This window comes from Burkholderia sp. LAS2 (genome assembly GCF_018417615.1).
Lineage (GTDB): Bacteria > Pseudomonadota > Gammaproteobacteria > Burkholderiales > Burkholderiaceae > Burkholderia > Burkholderia sola.
Genome location: NZ_CP071053.1, coordinates 612,468 through 637,775, shown reverse-complemented (window position 1 = coordinate 637,775; position 25,308 = coordinate 612,468). Strand labels below are relative to the sequence as shown.

Annotated in this window: 25 protein-coding genes and 1 riboswitch; of the genes, 7 read left to right on the top strand and 18 right to left on the bottom strand. The window is 67.8% G+C overall.

Going from position 1 to position 25,308, the window contains the following annotated elements:
• Positions 1-291 precede the first annotated feature (291 nt).
• The 8 genes from JYG37_RS23245 to JYG37_RS23210 form a co-directional block, all read right to left on the bottom strand.
• A complete protein-coding gene (locus JYG37_RS23245) occupies positions 292-2,106 on the bottom strand; it encodes an ExeM/NucH family extracellular endonuclease (protein ID WP_124631798.1) in 1,815 nt (604 codons plus the stop codon).
• 168 nt (positions 2,107-2,274) lie between these two features.
• The gene (locus tag JYG37_RS23240; RefSeq protein WP_124631799.1) at positions 2,275-3,216 is read right to left on the bottom strand and encodes a CopD family protein; all 942 of its coding nucleotides are present in this window, start codon (positions 3,214-3,216) and stop codon (positions 2,275-2,277) included.
• A complete protein-coding gene (gene copC, locus JYG37_RS23235; RefSeq protein ID WP_050017697.1) occupies positions 3,213-3,593 on the bottom strand; it encodes a copper homeostasis periplasmic binding protein CopC in 381 nt (126 codons plus the stop codon). Before copC ends, JYG37_RS23240 begins: the two co-directional genes overlap by 4 nt.
• 14 nt (positions 3,594-3,607) lie before the next feature.
• Complete coding sequence (locus JYG37_RS23230) at positions 3,608-3,955, bottom strand: copper-binding protein (protein ID WP_050017683.1); 348 nt, start codon at positions 3,953-3,955, stop codon at positions 3,608-3,610.
• 66 nt (positions 3,956-4,021) lie between these two features.
• Positions 4,022-5,317: a multicopper oxidase family protein gene (locus JYG37_RS23225; protein ID WP_089488975.1), complete on the bottom strand. Its 1,296-nt coding sequence runs from the start codon at positions 5,315-5,317 to the stop codon at positions 4,022-4,024.
• A gap of 1 nt (position 5,318) precedes the next feature.
• Entirely contained in the window at positions 5,319-6,821 is a 1,503-nt protein-coding gene (locus JYG37_RS23220; RefSeq protein ID WP_089488974.1) for a TolC family protein, read from the bottom strand.
• On the bottom strand, positions 6,818-7,099 hold the full coding sequence (locus tag JYG37_RS23215) for a hypothetical protein (RefSeq protein ID WP_050017696.1): 282 nt from the start codon (positions 7,097-7,099) through the stop codon (positions 6,818-6,820). Before JYG37_RS23215 ends, JYG37_RS23220 begins: the two co-directional genes overlap by 4 nt.
• 89 nt (positions 7,100-7,188) lie before the next feature.
• Positions 7,189-7,536 carry a hypothetical protein gene (locus tag JYG37_RS23210; protein WP_050017680.1) on the bottom strand — a complete coding sequence of 116 codons (348 nt, stop codon included), beginning with the start codon at positions 7,534-7,536 and terminating at the stop codon, positions 7,189-7,191.
• Positions 7,537-7,768: 232 nt separating this feature from the next.
• Between JYG37_RS23210 and JYG37_RS23205 the strand changes: the two genes are divergently transcribed.
• Positions 7,769-8,440: a heavy metal response regulator transcription factor gene (locus JYG37_RS23205; protein WP_050017679.1), complete on the top strand. Its 672-nt coding sequence runs from the start codon at positions 7,769-7,771 to the stop codon at positions 8,438-8,440.
• Positions 8,437-9,846 carry a heavy metal sensor histidine kinase gene (locus JYG37_RS23200; RefSeq protein WP_213346502.1) on the top strand — a complete coding sequence of 470 codons (1,410 nt, stop codon included), beginning with the start codon at positions 8,437-8,439 and terminating at the stop codon, positions 9,844-9,846. The genes JYG37_RS23205 and JYG37_RS23200 overlap by 4 nt, the downstream gene beginning before the upstream one ends.
• A 23-nt stretch (positions 9,847-9,869) precedes the next feature.
• On the opposite strand, the gene JYG37_RS23195 is transcribed toward JYG37_RS23200, so the two are convergent.
• From JYG37_RS23195 to JYG37_RS23180, 4 genes are all read right to left on the bottom strand, one after another.
• Positions 9,870-11,078: an MFS transporter gene (locus tag JYG37_RS23195; protein WP_050017676.1), complete on the bottom strand. Its 1,209-nt coding sequence runs from the start codon at positions 11,076-11,078 to the stop codon at positions 9,870-9,872.
• A gap of 97 nt (positions 11,079-11,175) precedes the next feature.
• The gene (locus tag JYG37_RS23190; protein WP_080334385.1) at positions 11,176-11,361 is read right to left on the bottom strand and encodes a DUF1289 domain-containing protein; all 186 of its coding nucleotides are present in this window, start codon (positions 11,359-11,361) and stop codon (positions 11,176-11,178) included.
• Positions 11,362-11,363: 2 nt separating this feature from the next.
• Positions 11,364-12,359, bottom strand: a complete 996-nt coding sequence (dmeF, locus tag JYG37_RS23185; RefSeq protein WP_050017675.1) for a CDF family Co(II)/Ni(II) efflux transporter DmeF — start codon at positions 12,357-12,359, stop codon at positions 11,364-11,366.
• A 16-nt stretch (positions 12,360-12,375) separates the two neighbouring features.
• Positions 12,376-12,651: a metal/formaldehyde-sensitive transcriptional repressor gene (locus JYG37_RS23180; RefSeq protein WP_050017674.1), complete on the bottom strand. Its 276-nt coding sequence runs from the start codon at positions 12,649-12,651 to the stop codon at positions 12,376-12,378.
• Positions 12,652-12,762: 111 nt separating this feature from the next.
• Positions 12,763-12,935, top strand: a riboswitch (yybP-ykoY riboswitch).
• Positions 12,936-13,003: 68 nt separating this feature from the next.
• On the opposite strand from JYG37_RS23180, the gene JYG37_RS23175 reads away from it, so the two are divergent.
• Entirely contained in the window at positions 13,004-14,014 is a 1,011-nt protein-coding gene (locus JYG37_RS23175; RefSeq protein ID WP_213346500.1) for a sodium:calcium antiporter, read from the top strand.
• Positions 14,015-14,106: 92 nt separating this feature from the next.
• Here JYG37_RS23175 and JYG37_RS23170 read toward each other — a convergent pair whose 3' ends face one another.
• The 6 genes from JYG37_RS23170 to gstA form a co-directional block, all read right to left on the bottom strand.
• A complete protein-coding gene (locus JYG37_RS23170; protein ID WP_124631804.1) occupies positions 14,107-14,475 on the bottom strand; it encodes a copper-binding protein in 369 nt (122 codons plus the stop codon).
• Positions 14,472-17,678 carry an efflux RND transporter permease subunit gene (locus JYG37_RS23165; RefSeq protein WP_124631805.1) on the bottom strand — a complete coding sequence of 1,069 codons (3,207 nt, stop codon included), beginning with the start codon at positions 17,676-17,678 and terminating at the stop codon, positions 14,472-14,474. The genes JYG37_RS23170 and JYG37_RS23165 overlap by 4 nt, the downstream gene beginning before the upstream one ends.
• Positions 17,675-19,198 carry an efflux RND transporter periplasmic adaptor subunit gene (locus JYG37_RS23160; protein ID WP_213346499.1) on the bottom strand — a complete coding sequence of 508 codons (1,524 nt, stop codon included), beginning with the start codon at positions 19,196-19,198 and terminating at the stop codon, positions 17,675-17,677. Before JYG37_RS23160 ends, JYG37_RS23165 begins: the two co-directional genes overlap by 4 nt.
• A gap of 11 nt (positions 19,199-19,209) precedes the next feature.
• Positions 19,210-20,502: a TolC family protein gene (locus JYG37_RS23155; RefSeq protein WP_213346497.1), complete on the bottom strand. Its 1,293-nt coding sequence runs from the start codon at positions 20,500-20,502 to the stop codon at positions 19,210-19,212.
• 91 nt (positions 20,503-20,593) lie between these two features.
• A complete protein-coding gene (locus JYG37_RS23150) occupies positions 20,594-20,980 on the bottom strand; it encodes a hypothetical protein (RefSeq protein ID WP_089488968.1) in 387 nt (128 codons plus the stop codon).
• A gap of 60 nt (positions 20,981-21,040) precedes the next feature.
• The gene (gene gstA, locus JYG37_RS23145) at positions 21,041-21,673 is read right to left on the bottom strand and encodes a glutathione transferase GstA (RefSeq protein ID WP_050017665.1); all 633 of its coding nucleotides are present in this window, start codon (positions 21,671-21,673) and stop codon (positions 21,041-21,043) included.
• A 136-nt stretch (positions 21,674-21,809) separates the two neighbouring features.
• On the opposite strand from gstA, the gene JYG37_RS23140 reads away from it, so the two are divergent.
• The 4 genes from JYG37_RS23140 to JYG37_RS23125 all read left to right on the top strand — a co-directional run bounded on the left by JYG37_RS23140 (position 21,810) and on the right by JYG37_RS23125 (position 25,262).
• Positions 21,810-22,190 (top strand): winged helix-turn-helix transcriptional regulator, encoded by a 381-nt coding sequence (locus tag JYG37_RS23140; protein ID WP_050017663.1) that lies wholly within the window; start codon positions 21,810-21,812, stop codon positions 22,188-22,190.
• 22 nt (positions 22,191-22,212) lie between these two features.
• A complete protein-coding gene (locus JYG37_RS23135; protein WP_050017662.1) occupies positions 22,213-22,581 on the top strand; it encodes a hypothetical protein in 369 nt (122 codons plus the stop codon).
• Positions 22,582-22,794: 213 nt separating this feature from the next.
• On the top strand, positions 22,795-24,198 hold the full coding sequence (locus JYG37_RS23130; protein ID WP_050017661.1) for an MFS transporter: 1,404 nt from the start codon (positions 22,795-22,797) through the stop codon (positions 24,196-24,198).
• A gap of 179 nt (positions 24,199-24,377) precedes the next feature.
• Positions 24,378-25,262: a helix-turn-helix transcriptional regulator gene (locus JYG37_RS23125; RefSeq protein WP_089489697.1), complete on the top strand. Its 885-nt coding sequence runs from the start codon at positions 24,378-24,380 to the stop codon at positions 25,260-25,262.
• The last annotated feature ends 46 nt before the right edge of the window (positions 25,263-25,308 follow it).

The following is a 25,308-nucleotide window of genomic DNA, read 5'->3' as shown; positions in this document are numbered from 1 at the left end:
TTTCCTGTATTGACGCGGCGCATCCAAGGCCTTCGGATCGAGCGGGCATTTCTTTCATTTTTATTATCGCCGATCGATTAATGCGATGCCGCGACATATATGCCATTCAGCGATTCGATTCGCTTCGATCACGCTTCAATTGCAGTTCCGGTGTGCACTGCGTCATCCATAAAATACCGGTTCGATTAATATTTCGAGGAATTATTTACCCGGCATTCGAACGGCTTTGCCGTGCGCACGGCGACGTACGGCATCGCCGCACGTCGCCCGTTGCGATGACTCACGCCACGATCACTTCCCGCCGCCCGGCAGCGCGATATCGATCAGCACCGGATCGTGATCCGACGAACGATACGCATCGGCCGCGTAGAACGTCTTCTGCTGCTCGGCCGACTTGTACGCGAGCGTGTACTGCAGCGCGAGCGGCTCGTCCGCGTTGATGTGCCATTCGTGCACGGCCTTCACGTGCGACGCGAGCGGCAGCGTCGCGAGCGCGTGGTCGAGATAACCGGCTTCGCCGTTGTACACGTAGCTGTACGCGTTCGCGCCGATCCAGCGCGCGACGAGGTTGCGGTAGCCGCGCGATTCGAGCGTGCGGATCGGGTCTTCGTACGTGTAGCTGTTGAAGTCGCCGATCAGCAGCACGCCCTGGCTCTTGACGCCCGTCGGGTTGCCGGCCAGCCAGTCGGCGACCTTCGCCGCCGCGCGCGTGCGCGTCGGATTCCAGCAGCCCTGACCATCGCCCTGGTCGAGATCGTCGTTCGTGGCATCCGGGCAGTTCTTCGACTTCAGGTGGTTCACGGCCACCGTCAGCGCCTGCTTGTTGCCGCCGACCAGCCGGAACGACTGCGCGAGCGGCTGGCGGTTCTTGTCGTCGATCGCGAGCGTCGCCGCGCGGCCGACCGGTTCGACCTTGCGGCTGTCGTAGATCATCGCGACCGAGATCGCGTCGCCGCCGAGCCGCGACGTGCCCGGATCGACCACGCGCCATTGGGCACCGAGCTTCGCCGCGAGCTGGCGCACCGCGCTCAGTTCGCCGTAGCCGTTGTTCTGGATTTCCATCAGGCCGATCACGTCGGCGTCGATCGCCTTCAGCGCGCTGACGATCTTCGCTTCCTGGCGCTGGAATTCCTCGAACGTCTTCGCGCCGCGGTTGTCCGGATCGTCGAAGCCGCCGCCGAGACCGTTGCCGTTGAAGTAGTTGAGCACGTTGAACGACGCGACGCGCAGGTTCGATTTCGGATCGCGCGCCGGTGCGTTCGTGCGCGGGTTCTCGCGCTTGTCGAACACCGGCACGGCCGCGCCGGGCAGCGGCTGTACGCGCCATGCGCCATAGCGCACCTCGAGCACGCCTTCGACGTCGCGCACCGTGTAGCCCGCGCGCAGCGTGTTCGCGGCCGCGAGGCCCGGCGCCGGATACGGCACGGTCGCGGGGTTCTGCTTGTTCGAGCCATCGTCGAGGATCAGGCGGTTGCGTGCGTTCGCATCGATCTGCGTCCGGGCCTGCGCGGGCGGCACGACGCTCGTCGGCGTACGCAGGCGGCCGTTGCTCAGCATCACGCTGCCGTAGCGGCCGAGCTCGTAGTTGTCGGTGACGTTCAGCGTCTGCGGCAGGCGCACGCGCATCCCTTCGTACGCGGCGAACGCGTTCGGGCTGTCGACCGGCAGCGTGAGCGTCGCGGGCGTGACCGTCTGGCCGTTCGCGCACACCGCGATCGCGCCCGACAGCGTGAGCTGCGTCTGCCCGTATTTCTCCTCGACCTTGCCCGTCACGTGCACGAGATCGCCGGCCTTCGCACGCACCTTCGGCGCATAGACGAACAGGCCTTCGGACACGCCCGGCTGGTTGCGGCGCTGCGCGTCGGCCTGCTGGACGAAGAAGCCGCCGAAGCCGTCCGTGCCGCCGAAATCGGCAGTGACGACCGCTTCGATCGATGCGTTCTGACCGGCGAGCGGCGACGGTGCGCCCGGCCCCTGGATATCGGCGATCGGCGTCGTGCTGCCGCCGCAGTTCGCGCTGACGGGCGCGGCAGTGGCGGCAAATACCGGCGCGGCGAGCGTCGGGAGCAGCAATAGCGGGGCAAACAGGCGGATTGTCGAACGCATGGCGGGAATCCCGGTTGTGAGGGTGGCGAAAGCTTAGCGGCGCTCGGTGACAGTTTTTGGTAATCGGCAGACAGGCCGATGTAATTGCCGTCATCATGCCGTGATCGCCATGCGTCGTACGGCCGCGCGTCGCTCACGCCGCGAATCCTCCGCCGAAAAAACGCCGCGCTAGACCGTCCCCGGCAACGCGCTCGACACGAGCACGGCCGCCACCATCAGCACGCCGCCGAGCACGACCGCCTCGACGCGCAGCACCGTGCCGAACCGCTTCAACGCGCCGGCCGGCATCGCGACGGCCGGGTCCTGCAACGCGGCGAGCAGCTTCGGCATCCCGAAGAACCGGTTGTGTCCGCCGAGCATCGCGGCAATCAGCACGAGCACGAGCTTCAGCAGCAGGATCTGCCCGTACGTCGACGCGAACAGGTTGGCGGGCGTATCGACACCGCGCCAGCCGTTGTACGCGCCGGTCGCGAACAGTACGACCAGCGCGTAAGTGGACGCATCGGACAGCGACTGCACGAACGATGCGCCCGTCGCGCGTTCGCTCGCCGGCATGCGGACGAGCCGCGGCATCACGCCGAACGCCGTCACGAGCACGAGCCCGACCCACGCGCTGATCGCCAGCAGATGCAGCCAGTCGATCCACACCGGCGCGCTGAACAGCCCGGCGTCGACCGGATGTCCGCCGTTGCTGCGTGCGAGCGCGACGCAGGCGAGCGCGGCCCACATCGCGAACGGCAAGCGCGTATCGTTCGCGCGTCGGATAAACGACAGCACCACGACGACGAGCATGAACACCGCACCGACCAGCCACGCATGACCGAACCCCGTACCCGCGAGCATCGAATAAACCGCCGGCCCCGCGTCGAGCAGCGACACTTCGCTCATCAGCGCGCAATGCGCCCAGAACGCGGTGACGCTCGCGAGCAGCGATACGACGGACGCGCTGCGCAGCGTCGCGACGAGTCGCCGCCCGACATCGTGTTGCCACACCGATGCGCCGCGCGCGAGCCAGTGCCGGCCGAGCAACGCACCGACGACGACCGCGAACCCGGCGTTCTGGATCGCCACGGCCACGAGCCTCAGCAGGCCGACGATGCCGTCGTTCATCCCTTCACCCGGAACGTATACGTGCCCTTCGTGCGATGCGCATCGGCCGTCATCGCCACCCACTGCACCGTGTACGCGCCGGCCGCAAGCTTCGGTATCGCGACGGTCATCACGCGCGGATTCGACGCATCGACCTTCGCCTTGTCCTGCGTGACGGCGTTGCCGCTCGCGTCGGACACCTTCACCGAGCTGAACGCCGGTTCGAGATCCTCGTTGAACGTGAGCCGCAACGCGTCGGGCGCCGCGTCGACCGTGCCGCCGGCCGCTGGCACCGCGCCTTCGAGCTTGCCGTGGGCCGAAGCCGCGGCCGGTGTCATCGCGAAGAGGGCGGCCGCCGCGGCGAACGCGGCGAGCCCTCCGGAAATCGTGCTGGTCATGTTCGCGCTCCGCATCACGGCTTCTTCAGTTCGACGACGGTCAGCGCGCCGTTCACGTCCTCGGCGACGAAGTCGATCGTATCGCCCACCTTGACCTGCGACAGCATCGCCGGGTCCTTGACCTTGAACACCATCGTCATCGCATCCATCCCGAGGTTCTCCAGCGGACCGTGCTTGATCGTCAGCTTGCCGGCGGCCATGTCGATCTTGCGAATCTCGCCGTGCGACATGCGCTGCGCCGCCGCGGCGCCCTGCTTCGCGCCGCCGCTCATGTCCATGCCGGCCATGTCGCCGGCCGCGTACGACGCGGCCGAGAACGCCAGCGCGCACCCCGTCGCCATCAGAACCAGTCCTTTCTTCATCGTGTCGACTCCCGTGTGAGTGAATGGAAATCGACGGCCGCATCGGTGCGGCCGCCGCGTGCTGCTTCAGCCGTCCGGCAATTCGCCGGTGTATTCGTGCGCGACCGTGCCCTTCGGATGCCGGAACCAGCCCGGATCGCGATAGTCGTTGCGGCCGAGCCCCTGCCGCACCTTGAGCACCGTGAACATGCCGCCCATCTCCAGCGGCCCGAACGGGCCCGTGCCGGTCATCATCGGCAGCGTGTTGTCGGGCAGCGGCATCTCCATGCCGCCCATCGCGCCGCCCGTGCTGCCCATCGCCATGTAGTCGGGCACGAGCTTGCCGATCCGCTTCGCGAGATCCTTCTGCGGCACGCCGATCAGGTTCGGCACCTGGTGGCCCATCGCATTCATCGTGTGATGCGACTTGTGGCAATGGAACGCCCAGTCGCCCGGACGATCGGCGGTGAACTCGATCGCGCGCATCTGGCCGACCGCGACATCGGCCGTCACTTCGGGCCAGCGCGCGGCCGGCGGAATCCAGCCGCCGTCGGTGCCCGCGACCTCGAAGCTGTAGCCGTGCAGGTGGATCGGGTGATTCGTCATCGTCAGGTTGCCGAAACGAATCCGGACGCGGTCGCCGGCGCGCACCGGCAGCGGATCGATGCCCGGAAACACGCGCGAGTTGAAGGTCCACATGTTGAAATCGGTCATCTCGTTCACGCGCGGCGTGTAGCTGCCCGGGTCGATGTCGTACGCGGCGAGCAGGAACACGAAATCGCGATCGACCGGCATCGTGCCGCGATCCTTCGGATGCACGATGAACATGCCCATCATCCCCATCGCCATCTGTACCATCTCGTCGGCGTGCGGGTGATACATGAACGTGCCGTGCGCTTCGAGCTGGAACTCGTAGACGAAGGTCTTGCCGGGCGGAATGTGCGGCTGCGTGAGGCCGCCGACGCCGTCCATCCCGTTCGGCAGCCGCAGCCCGTGCCAGTGGATCGTCGTGTGCTCGGGCAGCCGGTTGGTCACGAAGATCCGGACCTTGTCGCCTTCGACGGCCTCGATCGTCGGGCCCGGCGACTGGCCGTTGTAGCCCCACAGGTTCGCGTTCATGCCGGGCGCCATCTCGCGCACGACGGGCTCGGCCGTCAGGTGGAATTCCTTCCAGCCGTTCTTCATCCGCCACGGCAGCGACCAGCCGTTCAGCGTCGCGACGGGCGTGTACGGGCGGCCGTTCGGCGGCACGAGCGGCGGCTGCGTGCCGGTTTTCGCCATCGTGGGCGCTTCGGGCAGCGACGCGGCGCCGGCCTTGCTGACCATCGCCGCACCGAGCAGCGCGGCGCCCGAGCCGCTGAGAAATTGTCGACGGGACACCATGTCAATGACCTTCCGGATGCGGTTGCGTGGCGGGCGCCGGCGGCGCCGCTGGAGGGGAAGCCGGCTGCGGCGCAGCGTCGGCCTTCGAAGCGGATTCGGGTGCTGATTCGGCGGAGTTCGTCGCGCGCGGCGTAGCACCCGACGACGGCAACCGGCCGCCGACCGCCATCTGCAGATCGGTTTCCGCGAGCCAGTAGTCCTTCAGCGCGTCGATGTAGCCGTTGACCGCGCCGACCTGTTCTCGCGCATCGGTCAGCAGCTCGAACACGCTCGCGAGCATCCCGTTGTAGCGCAGCAGCAGTTCGTCGGAGATCGTCTTGCGCAGCGGCACGACTTCGTCGCGGTAGTGCGTGGCGACGTCGTAGCTGGTGACGTAAGCCGCGTACGATTCGCGCACTTCGGAGCGCGCATCGATGGCGGTTTTCGCGAGCCGGTTCGCGGACTGCATGTAGATCGCCTCGGCGCGCGCGACCTTCGCGCCGCCCCAGTCGAACAGCGGAATCTCGACGCTGATCTCGTAGCCGTGCTCGTGGCCCTTGCCGGTTTCGTAGTCATTCACGTAGCCGAGTTCGACCGCGTTGACGAAGCGCGTGGCCTTGCTCAGGCCGAGCGACGACGCGACGCCCTGCGTCTGCAGCTTCGCCGCCTGGATGTCGAGGCGGTTGCTCATCGCGAAGCGTTCGAGATCCGGCAGGTCCGGGCGCGCCTTCGGTAAATCCGGCAAGCGTTCGGGTAGCGCGTATCGCGTGCGTTCGCCCCACAGCCCCATCGCGCGCGTGAGCTTCTCGCGGGCGGCGACGGCCTGCTGGCGCGCCTTCGCGTACTGGGCGACCGCATCGGCATGAAACGCCTGCTCGCGTGCGTAGTCGAGCCGGCTGAAGTTGCCGGCCTGCCGCATGCGCAGCGCGAGTTCGGCGGCCGCGCTCGCGGCGTCGCGCACCTGCTGCGCATAGTTCGCGGCCTGCTCGGCGGCGACCGCTTCCACGTAGGCGCGGCGCGCATCGGCCGCGACCTTCAGCATCGCGTCGGCCGTTTCGAGCTTGGTCTGCTCGAAGCGGCGGCGTTCGATCTTCGTCGCGAGCGGCATCGTCAGCAGCGCGAACACGTTCGCCGAGAACGTGCGGCCGAGCGTCAGCTCGCCGTCGCCGGCACGCGTGCGGCTGAACGCGAAGCGCGGGTTCGGCAGCCGGCCGGCCTGCACGAGGTCGGCCTCCGACAGCCCGAGTTCCGCGTACGACGCCTGCAGCCCGCGGTTGTTCAGCAGCGCGACCTGCACCGCGTCGCCCATCGACAGCGGTTTCGCCAGCAATTCCCGTGTCCGCCGGTCGACCGCTTCGCGGTCGGCGTCGGTCCGCACCACTACCGCGTCCTTCCCGATGCGTTCCGATGCGACCGACGACACGGCGTCGAACCCGCCGTCCTTCGAAAACGTCGTGCAGCCCGCGAGGAGCGTCAGCACGACCGCGGCCGCGCCGATCCGAGGCGATATCGCGAGCGTCGTCATCGCGTGGCCCCTCCGTGCGTCGAATGGGCGGCGCCGTTGCCGGCCGCGCCGCCGCTCGTGCGCCCTTTCGCAGGTCGCTCCACCACCTCCCGGTTCAGTTGCTTCCAGCCCGGGCCTGCGTCGTCCTCATACCGCTGGTAGCCATCGAACGCGGACGTCACGGTGACGTCCGGCACCGACGCGGCGGCGTCCGCCGGGTCGGGAAACGCGGTTTGCGCGGGCGCGAGCGACGGCACGAGGGCCGCCGCGCCCCACAGCGCCGCAATGATCAATCGCATGAACATGTCTCGTCGTAAGTCGTCCGGCGCAGCGTGATGCGGTGGCCGGAGCAAATAGCGGATCGCGGCGGGTCGGCCGCGGACAGGAACTAGACGGGCATCCTGCGAGGCGGCCGGTCGATGCCGCCGGTCAGGAACGACACGTCCCCGGCCGAACGCGGCGGCGCGACGGTCGTGACGCCGACGCTCGCCGCGGCCGGCGCCTCGAGCGCGCCCGGCATTGCGGAGCCGAAGCAGCAGGACACGCACGCGGCACATGACGACGCATGCCGCGCGTGATCGTGATGGCCGTCCTGCGCGGTCGGCATCGTGTGCAGCGCTTGGTCCTCATGCGGCACGGCAGCGCCCGCGCACGGCATCGAAACAGCCGCGAACGACTGGATCGGCAGGCTCAGCGCCAGCAACACGACGACGAGGAAGGTGCGCCAGTACGACATGGATGCGAAATCAGGCAGGCAATGATCGTTAGGGCCGGCGCGTCGCACGACGGCACGCTCCGGGGACAAGACGGCCGCAGCTTATCGCCGCCGCGGTGACGACGACATGGCCGAAACATGACCGGCCTTTCATGACAATTCCGTCATCCGCCGATCATCGTTCGCGCACGCGCGGCGCCGTACGCTCTGGCGTTACACTGACCGGCTGGAATCACGGACGGCCTGCCTCACCATGCGGATACTGATAGTCGAAGACGAACCCAAGATGGCGTCCTACCTCCGGAAGGGCTTGATGGAGGCGAGCTACACGGTCGATGTCGCGGAAAACGGCCAGGACGGGCTGTTCCTCGCGCTGCACGAGGATTTCGATCTCGTCGTGCTCGACGTGATGCTGCCGGAACTGGACGGCTTCGAGGTGCTCAAGCGGCTGCGCGCGCAGAAGCAGACGCCCGTGCTGCTGCTCACGGCCCGCGACGCGATCGAGGACAAGGTCGCCGGGCTCGAGCTCGGCGCCGATGATTACCTGCTCAAGCCGTTCGCGTATGCCGAGTTCCTCGCGCGCATCCGCTCGCTGCTGCGGCGTGCGCCGCGCAACGTGCGCGACATCCTGCACGTCGCCGATCTCGAAATCGATCTGCTCAAGCGCCGCGTGCGGCGCGCCGACACCCGCATCGACCTCACCGCGCAGGAATTCGCGCTGCTGCAGCTGCTCGCGGAACGCGAGGGCGAGGTGCTGACGCGCACCTTCATCACGTCGCAGATCTGGGACATGAATTTCGACAGCGACACGAACGTCGTCGACGCGGCGATCAAGCGCCTGCGCGCGAAGATCGACAACGCGTACGAGAAGAAGCTGATCCACACGATCCGCGGGATGGGCTACGTGCTCGAGGATCGTTCGTGACCGCACACGCCGCTTCGTATTCGCTGCTGCGGCGCCTGACGCTCGCGTTCGCCGCGGTCGCGGCGCTCGTGTTCGCACTGACCGGCGCGTATCTGTACCGGTCGCTGTCCGCCGAGCTGACGCGGCGCGACGACATCGAGATCTCCGGCAAGCTCAACCAGTTCCTGCAGCTCGCGCGCGCCAGCGGATCGACGGCCGCGCTACGCGCCGACCCGGCCGTGTTCCACGACGTGCTGCTGTCGCATCCGGGCGTCTACCTCGGCATCTACGATGCGCAAAACCGTCCGCTCGTCGAGCATTCCGACGAAGCCGGCAACACGCTCGCGTCGGTGATCGCCGCATCGCATCGGGCAGGCAGCGCCGACGGCCCGTTCACCTGCGCGCCGCCCGGCATCGGCACGTCGCGCTGCGTGTCCGCACGCGAGACACTGCCGTCCGGCGAAACGATCCAGGTCGCACTCGCACGCACGGCGACCGATCGGCAATCGCTGCTCGAAAGCTATCGCGTCGATATCTGGCTCGCGGCGGCCGTCGGCGCGCTGCTGGTCGGGGCGCTCGGCTACGCGGTCGCGTCGCGCGGCCTGCGCCCGGTCGAAAGCCTCGGCCGGCAGACGTCGCGCATCGAGGCGCACAACCTGAACGCACGCCTCGACGCGCGCGGCGGCCCGGTCGAATTGCGCGAGCTCGCCACGTCGGTGAACCGGATGCTCGACCGCCTCGAACGCGCGTTCGTGCGGCTGTCGCAGTTCTCGTCGGATCTCGCGCACGACATGCGCACGCCGCTTGCGAACGTGATCAGCTCGTCGCAGATCACGCTGTCGCGTGCCCGCACGGCCGACGAATACGAAGCGCTGATCGAATCGAACATCGAGGAATGCGAACGGCTGCAGCGGATGATCGAGAACATGCTGTTTCTTGCCCGCACCGACAACGCGCGGCAGCACCTGAAGGCCGCCGAACTCAACGCGGGCAGCGAATTGCGCCGGCTCGCGTCGTATTTCCAGGCGCTGGCCGACGAAGCCGGCGTGCGCATCGACGTGCATGGCGAAGCGCCGGTCGTCGCGGACGCGACGCTGTTCCGGCGCGCGGTGAGCAATCTCGCGTCGAATGCGCTCGAACACGCGGAAGCCGCATCGACGATCGAGCTGGCCGTGTCGACCCAATGCGGTTACGCGGTCGTCGAAGTCACGAATCGCGGCGTTGCGATTCCGCCCGAACAGGTCGAACGGATCTTCGAGCGCTTCTACCGGATCGATTCGTCGCGGCACGGCGCGGCGCGCAACGCGGGGCTCGGGCTCGCGATCGTGAAGTCGATCATGGAGCTGCATCGCGGCAAGGTGGAAGTCGCGAGCCGCGACGGGCGCACGACGTTCGCGCTCTACTTTCCGCGCGACACCGATAGTTAGACGACGCGCCGCCGCGCTCGGCGCTAGCGTTCCTGCGCGGCGGCGAACGACGTACGAACGCACACGAGCAGCACGATGGTCGCCGCGCTGAAGATAGCCCCCGCGTAGAACGTGGCCGCGGCGCCCGCCCGATCCCACAGCATGCCCGCGACGACGCTCGATACGAGCGTCACGATGCCGCTGATCAGGTTGAACACGCCGAACGCCGTGCCTCGCAATTCGGCCGGCGCGGCCTGCGCGACCATCGTCGCGAGCAGCCCTTGGGTCATCCCCATATGGAGTCCCCACAGCGCGACGCCGACGAGTACGGCCGGCCAATGCGCGCCGTGCGCCAGCACGATGTCGGCGGCAATCAGCAGCACGAGCCCGATCACCATCAGTTTCGTGTGGCTCGTCGTATCGGCGAGCTTGCCGAACGGGTAAGCGGACAATGCATACACGACGTTCATCGCGACCATCACGAGCGGCACGAGCGCGACGGGCACGCCGCTGCCCATCGCGCGCAGCACCAGGAACGCTTCGCTGAAACGCGCGAGCGCGAACACGCCGCCGACGGCGACGACCCACCAGTAGCGGGCGCCGAGTTGCGCGACGACCGCGCGGCGGATCGGGTTCACGCGCTTCTCGCCCGGCGCACGCGCCGGCTCGTCGATGCCGAACGCGAGCAGCGCCACGGCCAGCACGCCGGGAATCACGGCCAGCCAGAACGCGAGGCGGAAATCGTCGCGCCACACCAGCATGATGACGACGGCCAGCAGCGGCCCAAGGAACGCGCCCACCGTGTCGAGCGACTGGCGCAACCCGTACGCGGCGCCGCGCAGGTGAACGGGCGTGACGTCGGCGACGAGCGCGTCGCGCGGCGCGCCGCGAATCCCCTTGCCGATGCGGTCGACGATCCGCGCGGTCACCACGACGCCGATCGTCGGCGCGATCGCGAACAGCGGCTTGCTGAGCGCGCCGAGCGCGTAGCCGGCGACCGCGAGCCATTTGCGATTGCGCAGGTAGTCGCTCAGCGTGCCGGAGAACACCTTGACGACCGGCGACGTCGCCTCGGCGATCCCTTCGATCACGCCAATCGTCGTCGCGCTCGCGCCAAGGCCCGCCATCAGGAACATCGGCAACAGGCTGTGGATGATTTCGGACGACACGTCCATCAGCAGGCTGACGCAGCCGAGCACCCACACGCTGCGCGGAATCTGCCGAAGAATGCCGGTCGGTGCGTCGGTCTGCATGGATCGCTCCCGGTTCAGGCATCGTGATGCCGAATGCCTGTGATGCTACCGCATGCTCGCAACCCTGATCGCAGACCGAGGCGCGCGTGCGCGCTTGCTATTGCGCCGCGTCGCGCCGCAGCTTCGCCTGCCGCCGCGTACGATCGTTCAGTATCTGGTGTCGGCGATGATCGGTCAGCTTCTTCCAGTCGCGCGCCTCGTCGCGCGTGCGCAGGCAGCCGACACAAAAGCCCGTGCGGCCGTCGAACGCGCACAGCCCGATACACGGCGATTTCACGGCCACGATCAGGCTGCCTTCCCACGCGTCATCACTTCGACGGTCACGTGCGACACGCCGTCGAAGCGCGCGAGCAGCGCATGGTAGAAACGCGCGTCGCGCGCGGCGTCGCCCGATTCGACCGACACGATCGCACTCATGTGCCCGGGGCCCACGCGCCATACATGGAGGTCGTTGACCTTGTCGCCGAGCGCCTCGATCGCGCGGCGCACGTTGTCCGTCAGCCTGCGGTCGACGTTGACGTCGAGCAGGATCCCGCCCGTATCGCGCATCAGCCCATACGCCCAGTTGGCGATCACCAGCGCGCCGACGATGCCCGCGAGCGGGTCCATCCAGACCCATCCGAACGCGCGCGCGAGCAGCAGGCCGACGATCGCCAGCACCGACACGGCCGCATCGGCGATCACGTGAACGTAGGCCGACCGGATGTTGTGGTCGCGATGCGCGGCCGAGTGCGAACCGTGAGCATGATGCGCGTGGTGCGCGTCGTCGTGGTCATGATCACGGTCATCGTGGTGGCCGTGCCCATGCGCGTGATGATGATCGCCGCTCAGAAGCCACACGCTCGCGAGATTCACCGCAAGCCCCAGCACCGCAATCGGAATCGCTTCGCCGAACTGGATCGGCACCGGCGCCAGCAGGCGCGCGATCGCCTCATAGCCGATCAGCAACGCGATCATCGCGAGCACGATCGCGCTCGTGAAGCCGGCCAGGTCGCCGAGCTTCCCGGTGCCGAACACGAAGCGCGGATCGTCGGCGTGCCGGCGCGCATAGGTATAGGCCAGCGCCGCGATCAGCATCGCGCCCGCGTGCGTCGACATGTGCAGCCCGTCGGCGACCAGCGCCAGCGAGCCGAACAGCGTGCCGCCGACGATCTCGGCGATCATCATCGCCGTGCACAGGCCGATGACCATCCACGTCTTCCGCTCGTTGCGCGCATGTGCGGCGCCCAGAAACGCGTGGCTGTGCGCGCCGCCCGCCGCCGCGCCGTTGAATTCGTTCATGTTTCGATCCGGTGACTTACTTGAAATAGCTGTGCACGACCTCGATCAACTGCTCGGTCGCGCTGCCTTCGTGTGCGTCGGGCGCATCCGCATCGACGAGATGCGACCGGATGTGGTCTTCCAGCACGACGGCCAGCAAGCCGTTCATCGCGCCGCGGCAGCTCGTGATCCGTTGCAGCACGTCGTTGCAGCCGCGCTCTTCCTCCAGCGCGCGCTCGATCGCTTCGACCTGCCCCTTGATACGGCGCACGCGGTTCAGCAGCTTCTGTTTCTCGCGAACGGTATGACTCATCGATGGCTCCTGTATAGGGTAGGGGAGTATATCTCCGGACGCTTTCCCCTATAGGACGGAGGGGTATATTTTTCGAGACGAAGGCTTGTCGAACGAAAACCGCTCGGCTAGACTGGTTTTCGTCTTTGGGGAGTAGCCTGCTTTCCGTCACCGGAAAGCGAGCGCGTCAACACACTCGGCCCGCGGCCGTGGCGCGTTCGGCCTGATCGGCTTGGCGAGACCATCGGCACATCGCGTCGTTCCTGGTCGGACGCCGGCGGATGTGTCATGGTTCGTCAGCGTCCGACCACGGAGTCCCCATGTTCCTTCCCGCTCGTCTCCCTCACGCCACCGCTGCCCGCGGAGGTGCCGCATGACCTTCATGTTCGTCGAACTGGCGTTCATGCTGATCGTCATCCTCATCGCCGCCGAAGTCTTCACCAATGCGCTCGAACATCTCGGCGAACGCCTGAAGATTTCCGAAGGCGTGACCGGCTCGCTGTTCGCGGCCGTCGGCACCGCGTTGCCCGAAACGATGGTGCCGCTGCTCGCGCTGGCCGGCGGCACGTCGAACCAGGCCGTGAACGAGGAGATCGGCGTCGGCGCGATTCTCGGCGCGCCGCTGATGCTCGCGACGCTCACCACGCTCCTGATGGCGCTCGCCGTGATCCGCTCGCGCGGGCTGCGCGGCACGATCGCGCCCGAACGCACGGGCTTCGTGCGCGACATGAACACCTTCCTCGCCGCATTCTCGCTGGCGACCGTCGCGATGTTCGTCCCGCATCACAACTGGGCCGTGCGCGCGCTGCTCGCCGCGATGCTGGTCGGCCTCTACGTGGTGTACGTCGTGCTGACGTTCCGCGCGTCGACCGGGCTCGTCGACGCCGGTCACGGCACCGAGGCGCCGCACGCAATGTTCCTGTCGCGCGTCGGCCTGCCGACCAACCTGTCGACGATCTTGCTGCAACTGCTGATCGGCGTCGCGCTGCTGGTCGGCGGCGCGAAGGGCTTCATTCACGGTGTGGAAGGCGTGTCGCACGCGCTCGGCGTGTCGGCGTTGCTGCTGTCGCTGATCATCGTGCCGATCGCGACGGAACTGCCGGAGAAGGTCAACAGCGTGCTGTGGATTCGCCGCGGGAAGGACACGCTCGCGTTCGGCAACATCACCGGCGCGATGGTGTTCCAGGGCACGCTGCTGCCGGCGATCGGCATCATGCTGACGCCGTGGGAGCCGCGCCCCGAAGTGCTGACCGGCGTGATCGTCACGCTCGCGGCGGCGGCCTGGCTGCGCGTCAATGCACGCACGCGCGGGCTCGCGATCTGGGCGTTGCTCGCGAACGGCGCGGGGTATGCGGGGTATCTGGTGGTGACGCTGACGCGCTGAATGCCGGTCGGGCGCGCCGGCCGACGAACACGTCGGCGCGGCGCGTTTCATGGCACCCGACGCGGGCGACGGCAACGCCCGCATCCGGACGATCAGGAACCCTTGACGAGTTTGACGATCGTCAACGTACCGTCGACCTTCTCGATCCGCACCCTGACCTTGTCGCCCGCATGCGCTTGAGCAAGCATCGCCGCGTCCTTCGCCTTGAACGCCATCGTCATCGGCGGCATCCCGACGTTCTCCAGCGCGCCGTGCTTCAGCGTGATCTTGCCGCTCGCGGCATCGACCTTCTTCACTTCGGCGTCCGTCAGCGCGGCATTCGATTCCGCCGCACCGTCCGACGACATCTTCATGCCGGACATGTCCATGCCCGACATCTCGCCGGCGGCGAACGCCGGTACCGCGAACGCACTCAGCGCGACGACAGCGGTGGCAGTAGCGATCAATTGATTCATCTTCAACGTGATTCTCCGGTTGGGATAGATGGCACGTTCGTGCCGGAAGGAACTGCATCGGAATGCCGCGCGCGGCCCGCGCTTCGCGCACGACGGCGCTGAAGCAGAAGCCACGCGGCGGGAATGACGAACATCGACAAGAGCGGCGCCGTGACCATGCCGCCGACCATCGGCGCGGCGATGCGCTGCATGACTTCGGAGCCGGCGCCGTGGCCGATCATGATCGGCACGAGCCCGGCGAGCACGACGGCGACCGTCATCGCCTTCGGCCGCACGCGCAACACCGCGCCTTCGCGAATCGCGTCGAGCAGCAACGCATCGGTCAGCGGTTCGCCGGCATCGAGCCGGCGCTGCAGCGCGCCCTTCAGGTACAGCAGCATCACGACGCCGAATTCGGCGGCCACGCCGGCCAGTGCGATGAAACCGACCGACGTCGCGACGGACACCGCATGGCCGAGCGCCCACACGAGCCAGAACCCGCCGACCAGCGCGAACGGGACCGTCGACATCAGCAGCAACGCGTCGGCCGCCGAATCGAACGTGACGAACAACAACACGAAGATCACGACGAGCGTGACAGGCACGACGGTGCGGAGCGTCGCCGCCGCGCGTTCGAGGTACTCGAACTGACCCGACCACGCGATCGAATAGCCGGGCGCCAACGCGACCTGTTGCGCGACGGTCTGCTGCATCGCACGGACGGCCGTGCTGAGATCGGTACCGCGGAGATCGACGTACACGTAGCCGGACAGCCGCGCGTTTTCGCTGCGGATCATCGGCGGCCCGTCGGCGATCGCGACGTGCGCGACGTCGCCGAGGCGGATCTGCGCGCCGCGCGCGGTGACGATCGGCAGTTGCCGCAGGTTCTCGAGCGAATCGCGGATCTCGCGCGGATAGCGGATGTTGATCGGGAAGCGCTCGCGCCCGGCGATCACTTCGCCGACGTCCTCGCCGCCGATCGCCGACGACACGACCGACTGGATATCGGCCACCGACAGCCCGTAACGCGCGGCGGCGAGCCGGTCGATGTCGACGTCGATGTAGCGGCCGCCGTTCAGCCGTTCCGCGAGCGCGGACGTCACGCCCGGCACGCGCTTCACGGCTGCCTCGACCTGCGTCGCGATCGCGTCGATCCCCGCCAGGTCCGGCCCGGAAATCTTCACGCCGACCGGCGTCTTGATCCCGGTGGACAGCATGTCGAGCCGGTTGCGGATCGGCGGCACCCATACGTTCGACAAGCCCGGCACCTTCACCGTCCGGTCGAGTTCGTCGACGAGCTTCTCCGGCGTCATGCCCGGCCGCCACGCGCTGCGCGGCTTGAAGCGGATCGTCGTCTCGAACATCTCGAGCGGCGCCGGGTCGGTCGCGGTATCGGCGCGGCCCGACTTGCCGAACACGGTGTCGACCTCCGGCACGGTCTTGATCAGCCGGTCGGTCTGCTGCAGCAACTCGCTCGCCTTGTCCGCCGAGATGCCCGGCAGCGCGGTCGGCATGTACAGCAAATCGCCTTCGTCGAGCGGCGGCATGAATTCGCTGCCGAGCCGCGACAACGGCACGGCGGTCAGCACGAGCGCGACGACCGCGACGCCGATCGCGGCCCACGGGCGCCGCAGGGTCGCTTCGAGCAGCGGCCGGTACAGGCGAATCAGCGCGCGGTTGATCGGGTTCGCGTGCTCGGGCGGAATGCGGCCGCGTACCAGATAGCCCATCAGCACCGGCACCAGCGTCACCGACAGCCCGGCGGCGGCCGCGATCGTATAGGTCTTCGTGAACGCGAGCGGCGCGAACAGCTTGCCCTCCTGCCCTTCCAGCGAAAACACCGGAACGAACGACAGCGTGATGATCAGCAACGAGAAGAACAGTGCCGGCCCGACCTCCGCGGCCGACGCCGCGACGATTTCCCAACGGCGCGCAGTGGTGATCGGCTCGCCGGGATGCGCGCGGTCGTATGCTTCCAGATGCTTGTGCGCGTTCTCGATCATCACGATCGCCGCGTCGATCATCGCGCCGATCGCGATCGCGATTCCGCCGAGCGACATCAGGTTCGCGTTCACGCCCTGGTAGCGCATCACGATGAACGCCGCCAGCACGCCGAGCGGCAGCGACAGGATCGCGACGAACGCGCTGCGCAGATGGAACAGGAACACCGCGCACACGATCCCGACGATCACGAATTCCTCGATCAGCTTGTCCCTGAGGTTGTCCACCGCGCGCTCGATCAGCTGCGAGCGGTCGTACGTCGTGACGATCTCGACGCCGGGCGGCAGCGAGCGCTTCAGGTTGGCGAGCTTCGCCTTCACCGCGTCGATCGTCGTCAGCGCGTTCTTGCCCGAACGCATCACGACGACACCGCCCGTCACCTCGCCCTGCCCGTTCAGCTCCGCGATCCCGCGCCGCGTCGCCGGGCCGACCTGGATGCGCGCGACGTCGCCGAGCAGGACGGGCGTGCCGGTGTCGTCGGTGCGCAGCACGACGTGACGGAAATCGTCGAGCGTGCGCAGGTAGCCGGACGAGCGCACCATGTACTCCGACTCGGCCAGCTCGACGACCGAGCCGCCGGAGGCCTGGTTGGCCTTGCCGAGCGCCTCCGCGACCGTCGCCTGCGTGATGCCGTACGCGCGCAGCTTGTCCGGATCGAGCACGACCTGGTACTGGCGCACCATGCCGCCGATGCTCGCCACTTCCGATACGTCCGGCACGGCCTTCAGCTCGAACTTCAGGAACCAGTCGTTGAGCGCGCGCAGTTGCCCGGCATCGTGGTGACCGGTGCGATCGACGAGCGCGTATTCGTATACCCAGCCGACGCCGGTCGCATCCGGCCCGAGCGACACGGTCGCGCCCGCCGGCAGGCGGCTCTGCACCTGGCTCAGGTATTCGAGCACGCGCGAACGCGCCCAGTACGGATCGGTGCGGTCGTCGAACAGCACGTAGACGAACGCGTCGCCGAACGACGAGTACGCGCGCACGGTTTTCGCGCCCGGCACGCCGAGCAGCGTCGTCGTCAGCGGATAGGTCACCTGATCCTCGACGACCTGCGGCGCCTTGCCCGGATACGACGCCTTCACGATCACCTGCGTGTCCGACAGGTCGGGTAATGCGTCGAGCGGCGTCTGTCGCAGCGAATGCACGCCCCATGCCGCGAGCAGCACGGTGGCCAGCAGCACCAGAAACCGGTGATGGACGGACCAGTGAATGATTCGCGCGATCATCGCTCGCCTCCCTGCGGCTCGACCTTCGTCAGTCGGTAACCGTCATCGGTCTGCGTGAACGCGAAACGCACGGTCTGGCCCGGCTTCACGTCCGGAAACGCGTGCGCCGACGGCTTGCCGAACGCCATCGTCATCGCGCCCCAGCCAAGCGCCGGCACCGGTTGATGCGAGAACGTGATGTCGTCGGCCGTGACGTTCTCCACCTTGCCGGTGGTTTCGTAGACCGGCGCGGTTGCCGTCGCGGATGAGGCGGCCGCGCTTGTGCCTGCCGCCCGCTCCAGCCGCGGCAGCACGCTTTTCAGGCTGGCTTCCGAATCGATCAGGAACTGCCCCGACGCGACGACCGTGTCGCCTTCGTTCAGCCCGCCGAGCACTTCCGTGTCACCGCCGACGTCGTTGCCGACCGTCACCGACACCGGCTGCAGCCGGCCGTCGCCGTGCTTCGCGATGACGATCGTGCGCCGGCCGGTCGCGATTACCGCCTCGGACGGCACGAGCAGGCGCGACGCCTTCTCCTGCGCGGCGACCTTCACGCGCATCAGCATGCCGGGCGTGAGCTTCAGCGACGCGTTGTCGATCTCCACGCGCGCCTGCAGCGTACGGCTGCCCGTGCTGATGCCGGGCAGCACTTCGCGAATCCGTCCGCCGAAATGCCGGGCCGGATCGACGGCGAACGTCGCGTCGACCGACATCCCCGGCTGCACGTTCAAGGCGAGCGCTTCCGGCACCTCGACGATCAGCCACAGCGTCGACAGCCCGGCGATCTTCGCGAGTGTCTGGCCGGGCGCGACCATCGCGCCGTCGCGCACGTTCAGCTCGCTGACGACGCCGCTCTCCGGCGCGCTCAGCACGACGTGCGTCTGCGCGCGGCCGGTGCGATCGAGGGCCGCGATCATCGCGTCCGGGATCGACAGCGCCCGCATCCGTGCGCGCGCCGCATCGAGCAGGCTGCCGTCCATCCCGCCGCGCTTCAGCGCGAGATACTCCTCCTGCGGCGCGAGCCAGTCGGGCACGAACAGCGATGCGACCGGCGCGCCCTTCGCAATGCGCTGCATCGGCGCACGCGCATACAGACGATCGATGTAGCCCGTCACGCGCGACTGCACGACCGCCGCGCGCGCTTCGTCGAACTGCGTGGTGCCCACCGCGTCGAAGCCGGCCGCCGTCTGCTGCCGGCGCACGGTCGCATAGCGAATGCCGAGGTTCTGCTGCAGGCCCGCATCGATCCGGATGCCGGATGCGGCACCGCCTTCGTCCGCGTAGACGGGCTGCAACTGCATGTCCATGAACGGCGATTTGCCCGGTTTGTCGAAGTGCTGGTTCGGCACCATCGGGTCATGCCAGTACAGCACCTTGCGCGAGGCCTGCTGAGCCGGCACGCCCGACGGCGCGGCGGCGGGCATGGCGGCCGTCGCCGCGCCGCACGTCGCATGGCGAACGCCCGCGAAATAGCCGGCGCCGGCGAGCGCCGCACCGGCGAACGCGATCAGCGCCGCACGCATCAGTGATTGCCTTGTCATGAGCGTCTCCTTCACTGCGCGGCGGCCGTCGCCGACGGCACGACCTGATATTCGAGTTGCGCCCAGGTCTGCGAGACCTCGCGCCTGAGATCGAGCACCTGCAACTGCGCGTCGAGTTGTGCACGCCGCGCGGCGAACGTGTCGGCGAGCGACCCCGTGCCGGCCCGGTACGCGGCCGTCGCGAGCTGCACGCGCTGCGCGGCGGCCGGCAACAGCGCGGCGCCCAGGTTCGCGATACGTTCGCGGCCGCTCGCCAGCGTGTCGGATTGCGTGCGGATGTCGGCCTGTACCTGCCGCAGCGTGTCCTCGTACATCAGGCGCGCCTTCGTCGCGAGCGCGGCCTTTTCGGCGATGTCGCGGTTCTGGCGATTCTTGCGATTGAGCGGCAGCGGGATCGAGACGCCGACCGACACCATGTTCGAATACGCGCCGCCGCGCTGCTGGTACGCGATTTCCCACGTCCAGTTGGGGCTGCGCTCGCTGTTCGCGACCGCGGCGTCGGCTTCGGCCACCGCGATATCGTCCGCGGCGGCGACGAGCGCCGGCTGCGACAGGCGCAGCTCGTCCGGCGGCAATGACGAGACGAAGGATTCGGGCGCGGGCGGCGTACCCGTCACGTCCGTCACGGGCGCCGCCGTCCAGCGGGCCAGCGCGATGAGCGCGGTGCGATACGCCTGCTGCGCCTTGAGTACCTGGTCCTGCGTCTGCGCGAGCATCGCGCGGGCCTGCACGACGTCGCCCGCGCTCGCCTTCGCGCCGCGATACGACGCCTGCGTCGCGTCGAGTTCATGGTTCATGTGACCGAGCAGCGCCTGCTGAAGCGCGAGCGCCTGCTTCGCATAGATGGCATCGAGCCACGCCGTCGCGGTCTGCCGGCGTACGGCCGCCAGTTGCACGAGATAGCCGGCGCGCTCGCGGCCGACCTGTTCGTCGGCGAGCGCGGTACGCAGCCGCCGCTTGTCTCCGGACACCCATTCCTGCTCGATGCCGATGCGGCGCATCGTCATGAAATCCTGGCCGACGGTGAAGCGCTGCCCGCCGTTGATTGGCAGGTTGTCGATGCCGGCCTTGAGCATCGGGTCCGGCAACTGGCCGGCCTTGACGGCCGCTTCGGAACGCGCGAGCACGGAAGCCTGCGCGGCCTGCATCGACGCGGAACGATCGGTGGCGGACTGCAGCGCGGCGTCCAGCGTCAGCGGCGACTGCTGCGCGTGAACGGCGCCCGCCATCAGCAGCGCGGCCCACGGTACGGGCGCGCGCCGACATGCACGCGGCATGCGCGGCGTGCGGAAAGCGAATGACATGGTGTAACCCCAAATCGGAACCCAAAGGGATTCCCCGTCCTGCGCACAGGACGAACCTCACCGCGTGCGCGGCGAACCGGTCAAATCGGGATCAGCTGAAGCGTGGGGGGCGCCACAACCCGCTCGGGTCGCGCGCCGGGACGGACTGCGTGTAGTGGAAGACGATCGTGCTGGCGAATGCGGCGGGACGGCTGACGTCGGCGCGGGCTGCCGGGTGGTAGAGACTGCCGAACTGGCATTGGGCCGTCACCTTGCAGGCCGTGCCCTTGGCTTTGGCCTTCGCGTGATCGGCGGATGACGGCTGCATCGAATCGCAGCCGCGCATGTCGGCGGACATGGCCATCTTCATGCCGGTGTCCGCCTCCATCGACATCGTCTGCTGCATCGGACATTCGCCGGTCAGGCCGCTGGCTGCCAGCCCAGTGATGGGCAGCACCGCGCACAGCAGCAGCAGGATGAAGGTCCGAAGCAGTTTCATGGCGGCGATTATAGCGCGGGCTGTTGCGGCATGGCGCTGCGTCGCCACGGCCGTCGCGCGTCATCGCAGCAGGTTGTCCGCCGCCAGCACGGCCTGCACCGCCGGCCGCGCGCGCACCCGCTCGTACCACGCACGCAGATGCGCATGCCGGCTCAGGTCGATTTCCGCGTTGTACACCGAGCGCATCCAGTCGGCCTTGCCCCAGCCGGTCAGCGCGAACAGGTACGCATCGGCGACGGTGAACGTGTCGCCGGTGACGAACGTCCTGCCGTCGAGCTGGCGGTCGATCCACGCGAAGCGGCCATCGAGCTTCTGCCGCACGGGCTCGACGTACTTCCCCGCCTGCACCGCATACAACAGCGGGATGAAGCCCTTGTGGATCTCGGTGCCGAGAAAGTTCAGCCATTCCATCAGCCGGTAGCGCGCGAGTGTGCCGTAAGCGGGCGCAAGCGCGGCTTCCGGGCGCTGGTCCGCGAGATACTGGGCGATCACCGGCCCTTCGCGCAGCATCGTGCCGTCGTCGAGTTCGAGCAGCGGCACGTAGCCGAGTTCGGTCACGTCGTAGTAATCGCGGCCGCCATCGACGACATGCTTGCGCGCGTCGACCTTGACGATCTCCGCGTCGAATCCGCCTTCGCGCAGTACGATGCAGATCGCCTGCGAACAGCTGCCGGGAGCGTGATAGAGCTTCATGCGTGTCCTTCGTGGGTTGTCCAGGTATCGATTCGCCGCGACGCGGGCGCTAATATCTCGCATCGGCGCAGCGCTGAGAAGACGGCAGTCGTTTGTGCCGTAGTCACAAAAAATTTACCGACCAGGAACCAGCTCGATGAAAACGAGTGCGACAGGATGTTCCGTTGAAGAAGCGATGCGCCTGCTCGGCGGCCGCTGGCGGCTGCTGCTGGTGTCGTATCTGCTCGACGGGCCGCGCCGCTTCAGCGACCTGCGGCGCGACATGCCGGGCATCTCGCAGCGCATGCTGACGCTCGACCTGCGCGCGCTGGAAGACGCGGGGCTCGTGCGACGCACCGTCTATCCGGAAGTGCCGGTGCGCGTCGAGTACGATCTCACCGCCGACGGCGACCGGCTGCGGCCGGTGGTCGACGTGATGCGCGAATTCGGGCTGTGGCTGAAGGCGCGCGATGTGCTGGCCGATGCGATACCCGACACCGCGGCTGCACCCGAAACGACGATGCACGCTCACAAATAACCCTTCAGCAGGAACCACGTTCATGGAACTTCACGCTACCGTCGGCGCGGCCACGTCCGACCTCGACGACGACGAAAGCTTCGCCAACATCTACTGTCACGATGCGGAACAGGACTATTGCTTCGCGCTGTCGCGCTTTCCGGACGACACGCTGATCGAAGTGATGGTGCGCGACCAGCTCAACGTACGCGTCAAGGATCTGTCGGTGCGGCTGACCGACGATACGATCGACGTCGAGATCGAGCCCGGCGTCGCCGCGCGTCTCGACGGCCAGACGCGTTACGTGATCCATCTCGCGCCCGGTCTATACGATCCGGTCACGCTGCGCGCCGCGCTGAAGGAGATCTTCGTCGGCAAGAACGGCTATCGTGACGACAGCACGCACGGCTGACCGGCCGTCCGCTCGTTGTCCTTCGCCACGACGCTACCCCCGGCCCGCCTGCACTCATTCCCACATACTGAACGCCCAACTTCCCATTAATAGGGATGCCTGTCCAGATGTTGACGCACGCCGCGCCACGGCTCTAACGTTCGCCCCAACGCCATTCGATCCGGCTGCCTCGTTCGCGAGCGCCGGCCGGCGCATAGAACACAGGAGACGACCGTGGCCCAATCCACGTCACGCACCCATGCCCACCCGCCGGAGCGGCCATCCGCGCATGTCGGCGCCTCGTCCGAATCCCTATCCGCCGCCCGCGCGACTGCAGCCGCGGCCACAGCCCCGGCCACGCCGCCGAGCCGCAAACGGCTGCTGATCCTCGCGCTGCTGTTCGTCACGGTCGTGATCAACTATCTCGACCGCAGCAATCTGTCGATCGCGGCGCCCGAGCTGTTCAAGGAACTGCACATCGATCCGGTCCGCGCGGGCCTCGTGTTCTCCGCGTTCGGCTGGACCTATGCGCTGATGCAGATTCCGGGCGGCTGGCTCGTCGACAAGGTGTCGCCGCGCGTGCTGTATGCGGGGGCGCTCGCGCTGTGGTCGGCCGCGACGCTGCTGCTCGGTTTCGCCGGTTCGTTCGTCGGGCTGATCGTGCTGCGTCTCGCGGTCGGCGCGCTGGAAGCGCCGGCCTACCCGATCAACAACCGCGTGGTGACGACGTGGTTTCCGACCCGCGAACGCGCGAGCGCGATCGGCGGCTATACGTCGGGCCAGTTCGTCGGCCTCGCGTTCCTCACGCCGGTGCTCGCGTGGCTGCAGGCGCATCTCGGCTGGCAGATGGTGTTCGTCGCGACCGGCCTCGCCGGGATCGCATGGGCCGCGATCTGGTATGCGGTGTATCGCGAGCCGCGCGCGTTGCGCGGCGTCAATGCGGCCGAAATCGCGCTGATCCGCGACGGCGGCGGCCTCGTCGATCTCGAGGACCGCATCGCGGCGCGCACCGAACGCGCACCGTCGACGTGGCGCGACCTCGGCGTCGTGCTCGGCCGGCGCAAGCTGTGGGGCATCTACCTCGGCCAGTTCGCGCTGAACTCGACGCTGTGGTTCTTCCTCACGTGGTTCCCGACCTACCTCGTCAAGTATCGCGGGATGGACTTCATCAAGTCGGGCTTCCTCGCGTCGCTGCCGTTCCTCGCCGCGTTCGTCGGCGTACTCAGCTCGGGCGTGCTGTCGGACCGGCTGATGCGGCGCGGCGCCTCGCAAGGCTTCGCGCGCAAGCTGCCGATCATCTCGGGGCTGCTGATCTCGACCTGCATCGTCGGCGCGAACTACGTGAGCTCCACCGGCTGGGTGATCGCGTTCATGACGATCGCGTTCTTCGGCAACGGCTTCGCGTCGATCACGTGGTCGCTCGTGTCGGGGCTCGCGCCCGCGCGGCTCATCGGCCTCACGGGCGGCGTGTTCAACCTGATCGGCAACCTGTCCGCGATCGCAACGCCGATCGTGATCGGGCTGCTGGTCGACGGCGCGGACTTCTCGCGCGCGATCACGTACATCGCCGCGATGGCGCTCGCGGGCAGTCTGTCGTACGGGCTGCTCGTCGGCAAGGTGGAGCGTATCGACGCGTAGGCGCACGCGGAAACGGCGAAGGCCAGTGACTCGTTTACACTTCCCCGGTATGCCCGCTTCGGGGTGACACGCGACGTTCTACGGAGCGAACGGATGGCCCTTCCCATGGTCGCCCAACACCTTCTTTTTTCGTATCAATGGAACGCGCGTCACGGGCGGAACAGGCCCTTCGGAACCGCATGCTGCTCAACGTGAACTCCATCCATCGCGACGACGATTGCCTCAACGTGTCGTTCAAGGCATTGGGCGACCTGATCGAGACGGTCGGCACGCCGCACTTCGTGCCGCGCCTCACGCAACTGCTGAACGACATCGTGCCGCTCGACGTCGCGCACGTCGAACGCTCGCGCGTCGACGGCACGATGCCCACCGGCTACCGTTGCGAATGGATCGGCAGCAGCGGCATCGGCGCCGCGTCCACCGAAATCTCCGACGTGATGACGCTCTACTACGAGCGCTTTCTCGACAGCGACCCGCTGTTCGCGGGGCTGCGCGGCAAGACCGGCACGATGCTCGTCGTGCGCGACATCGCGGCGATCCCGCCCGGCGAATTCCGCCAGCGGCTGTTCGACGACGTGCATATCGGGCATGAATGCGTGCTCGCACGCGGCACCCGCTATTCGCAGCATTCGATCGCGCTGGAGCGCGGCCGCGACCGGCCGCCTTTCACGCTCGCCGAGATGAACCGCTTCCGCAGCATCAGCGACATGCTGTTTCCGCTGCTCGAACTGCATGCGTCGACCACCGCCGCGCGGCGCATCGCGCACGCGACGCCCGACGTCCATCCGCTCGCGCAATTCGATGCGCGGCTCGCGGCCGACGGCGTGAAGCTGTCGAAACGCGAATACGAAACCTGCAAGCATCTGCTGTCCGGCAAGACCGTGCCGGAAACCGCCGACATTCTCGGCGTGCGCGTCGCGTCGGCCGAGTCGTACGTGAAGCGCGCATTCGCGAAGCTCGGCGTACGCACGAAGCGCGAACTCGCCGCGTGGAGTTCGGCCACCGCCGTGCTCCCCGCCGCCGGATCGCACAACGGTGGCGCACCGCCGGCCATCCCGCGCTGACCCGAGCCGCTGCGTCGGCGTCCCGGCGCAATGAACGAAGCAACGA

Coding starts and splice junctions, on each gene's coding strand:
- JYG37_RS23245 (WP_124631798.1), bottom strand. CDS start 2,106: ATGCGTTCGACAATCCGCCTGTTTGCCCCGCTATTGCTGCTCCCGACG.
- JYG37_RS23240 (WP_124631799.1), bottom strand. CDS start 3,216: ATGAACGACGGCATCGTCGGCCTGCTGAGGCTCGTGGCCGTGGCGATC.
- copC (WP_050017697.1), bottom strand. CDS start 3,593: ATGACCAGCACGATTTCCGGAGGGCTCGCCGCGTTCGCCGCGGCGGCC.
- JYG37_RS23230 (WP_050017683.1), bottom strand. CDS start 3,955: ATGAAGAAAGGACTGGTTCTGATGGCGACGGGGTGCGCGCTGGCGTTC.
- JYG37_RS23225 (WP_089488975.1), bottom strand. CDS start 5,317: ATGGTGTCCCGTCGACAATTTCTCAGCGGCTCGGGCGCCGCGCTGCTC.
- JYG37_RS23220 (WP_089488974.1), bottom strand. CDS start 6,821: ATGACGACGCTCGCGATATCGCCTCGGATCGGCGCGGCCGCGGTCGTG.
- JYG37_RS23215 (WP_050017696.1), bottom strand. CDS start 7,099: ATGCGATTGATCATTGCGGCGCTGTGGGGCGCGGCGGCCCTCGTGCCG.
- JYG37_RS23210 (WP_050017680.1), bottom strand. CDS start 7,536: ATGTCGTACTGGCGCACCTTCCTCGTCGTCGTGTTGCTGGCGCTGAGC.
- JYG37_RS23205 (WP_050017679.1), top strand. CDS start 7,769: ATGCGGATACTGATAGTCGAAGACGAACCCAAGATGGCGTCCTACCTC.
- JYG37_RS23195 (WP_050017676.1), bottom strand. CDS start 11,078: ATGCAGACCGACGCACCGACCGGCATTCTTCGGCAGATTCCGCGCAGC.
- dmeF (WP_050017675.1), bottom strand. CDS start 12,359: ATGAACGAATTCAACGGCGCGGCGGCGGGCGGCGCGCACAGCCACGCG.
- JYG37_RS23180 (WP_050017674.1), bottom strand. CDS start 12,651: ATGAGTCATACCGTTCGCGAGAAACAGAAGCTGCTGAACCGCGTGCGC.
- JYG37_RS23175 (WP_213346500.1), top strand. CDS start 13,004: ATGACCTTCATGTTCGTCGAACTGGCGTTCATGCTGATCGTCATCCTC.
- JYG37_RS23165 (WP_124631805.1), bottom strand. CDS start 17,678: ATGATCGCGCGAATCATTCACTGGTCCGTCCATCACCGGTTTCTGGTG.
- JYG37_RS23160 (WP_213346499.1), bottom strand. CDS start 19,198: ATGACAAGGCAATCACTGATGCGTGCGGCGCTGATCGCGTTCGCCGGT.
- JYG37_RS23155 (WP_213346497.1), bottom strand. CDS start 20,502: ATGTCATTCGCTTTCCGCACGCCGCGCATGCCGCGTGCATGTCGGCGC.
- JYG37_RS23150 (WP_089488968.1), bottom strand. CDS start 20,980: ATGAAACTGCTTCGGACCTTCATCCTGCTGCTGCTGTGCGCGGTGCTG.
- gstA (WP_050017665.1), bottom strand. CDS start 21,673: ATGAAGCTCTATCACGCTCCCGGCAGCTGTTCGCAGGCGATCTGCATC.
- JYG37_RS23140 (WP_050017663.1), top strand. CDS start 21,810: ATGAAAACGAGTGCGACAGGATGTTCCGTTGAAGAAGCGATGCGCCTG.
- JYG37_RS23135 (WP_050017662.1), top strand. CDS start 22,213: ATGGAACTTCACGCTACCGTCGGCGCGGCCACGTCCGACCTCGACGAC.
- JYG37_RS23125 (WP_089489697.1), top strand. CDS start 24,378: ATGCTGCTCAACGTGAACTCCATCCATCGCGACGACGATTGCCTCAAC.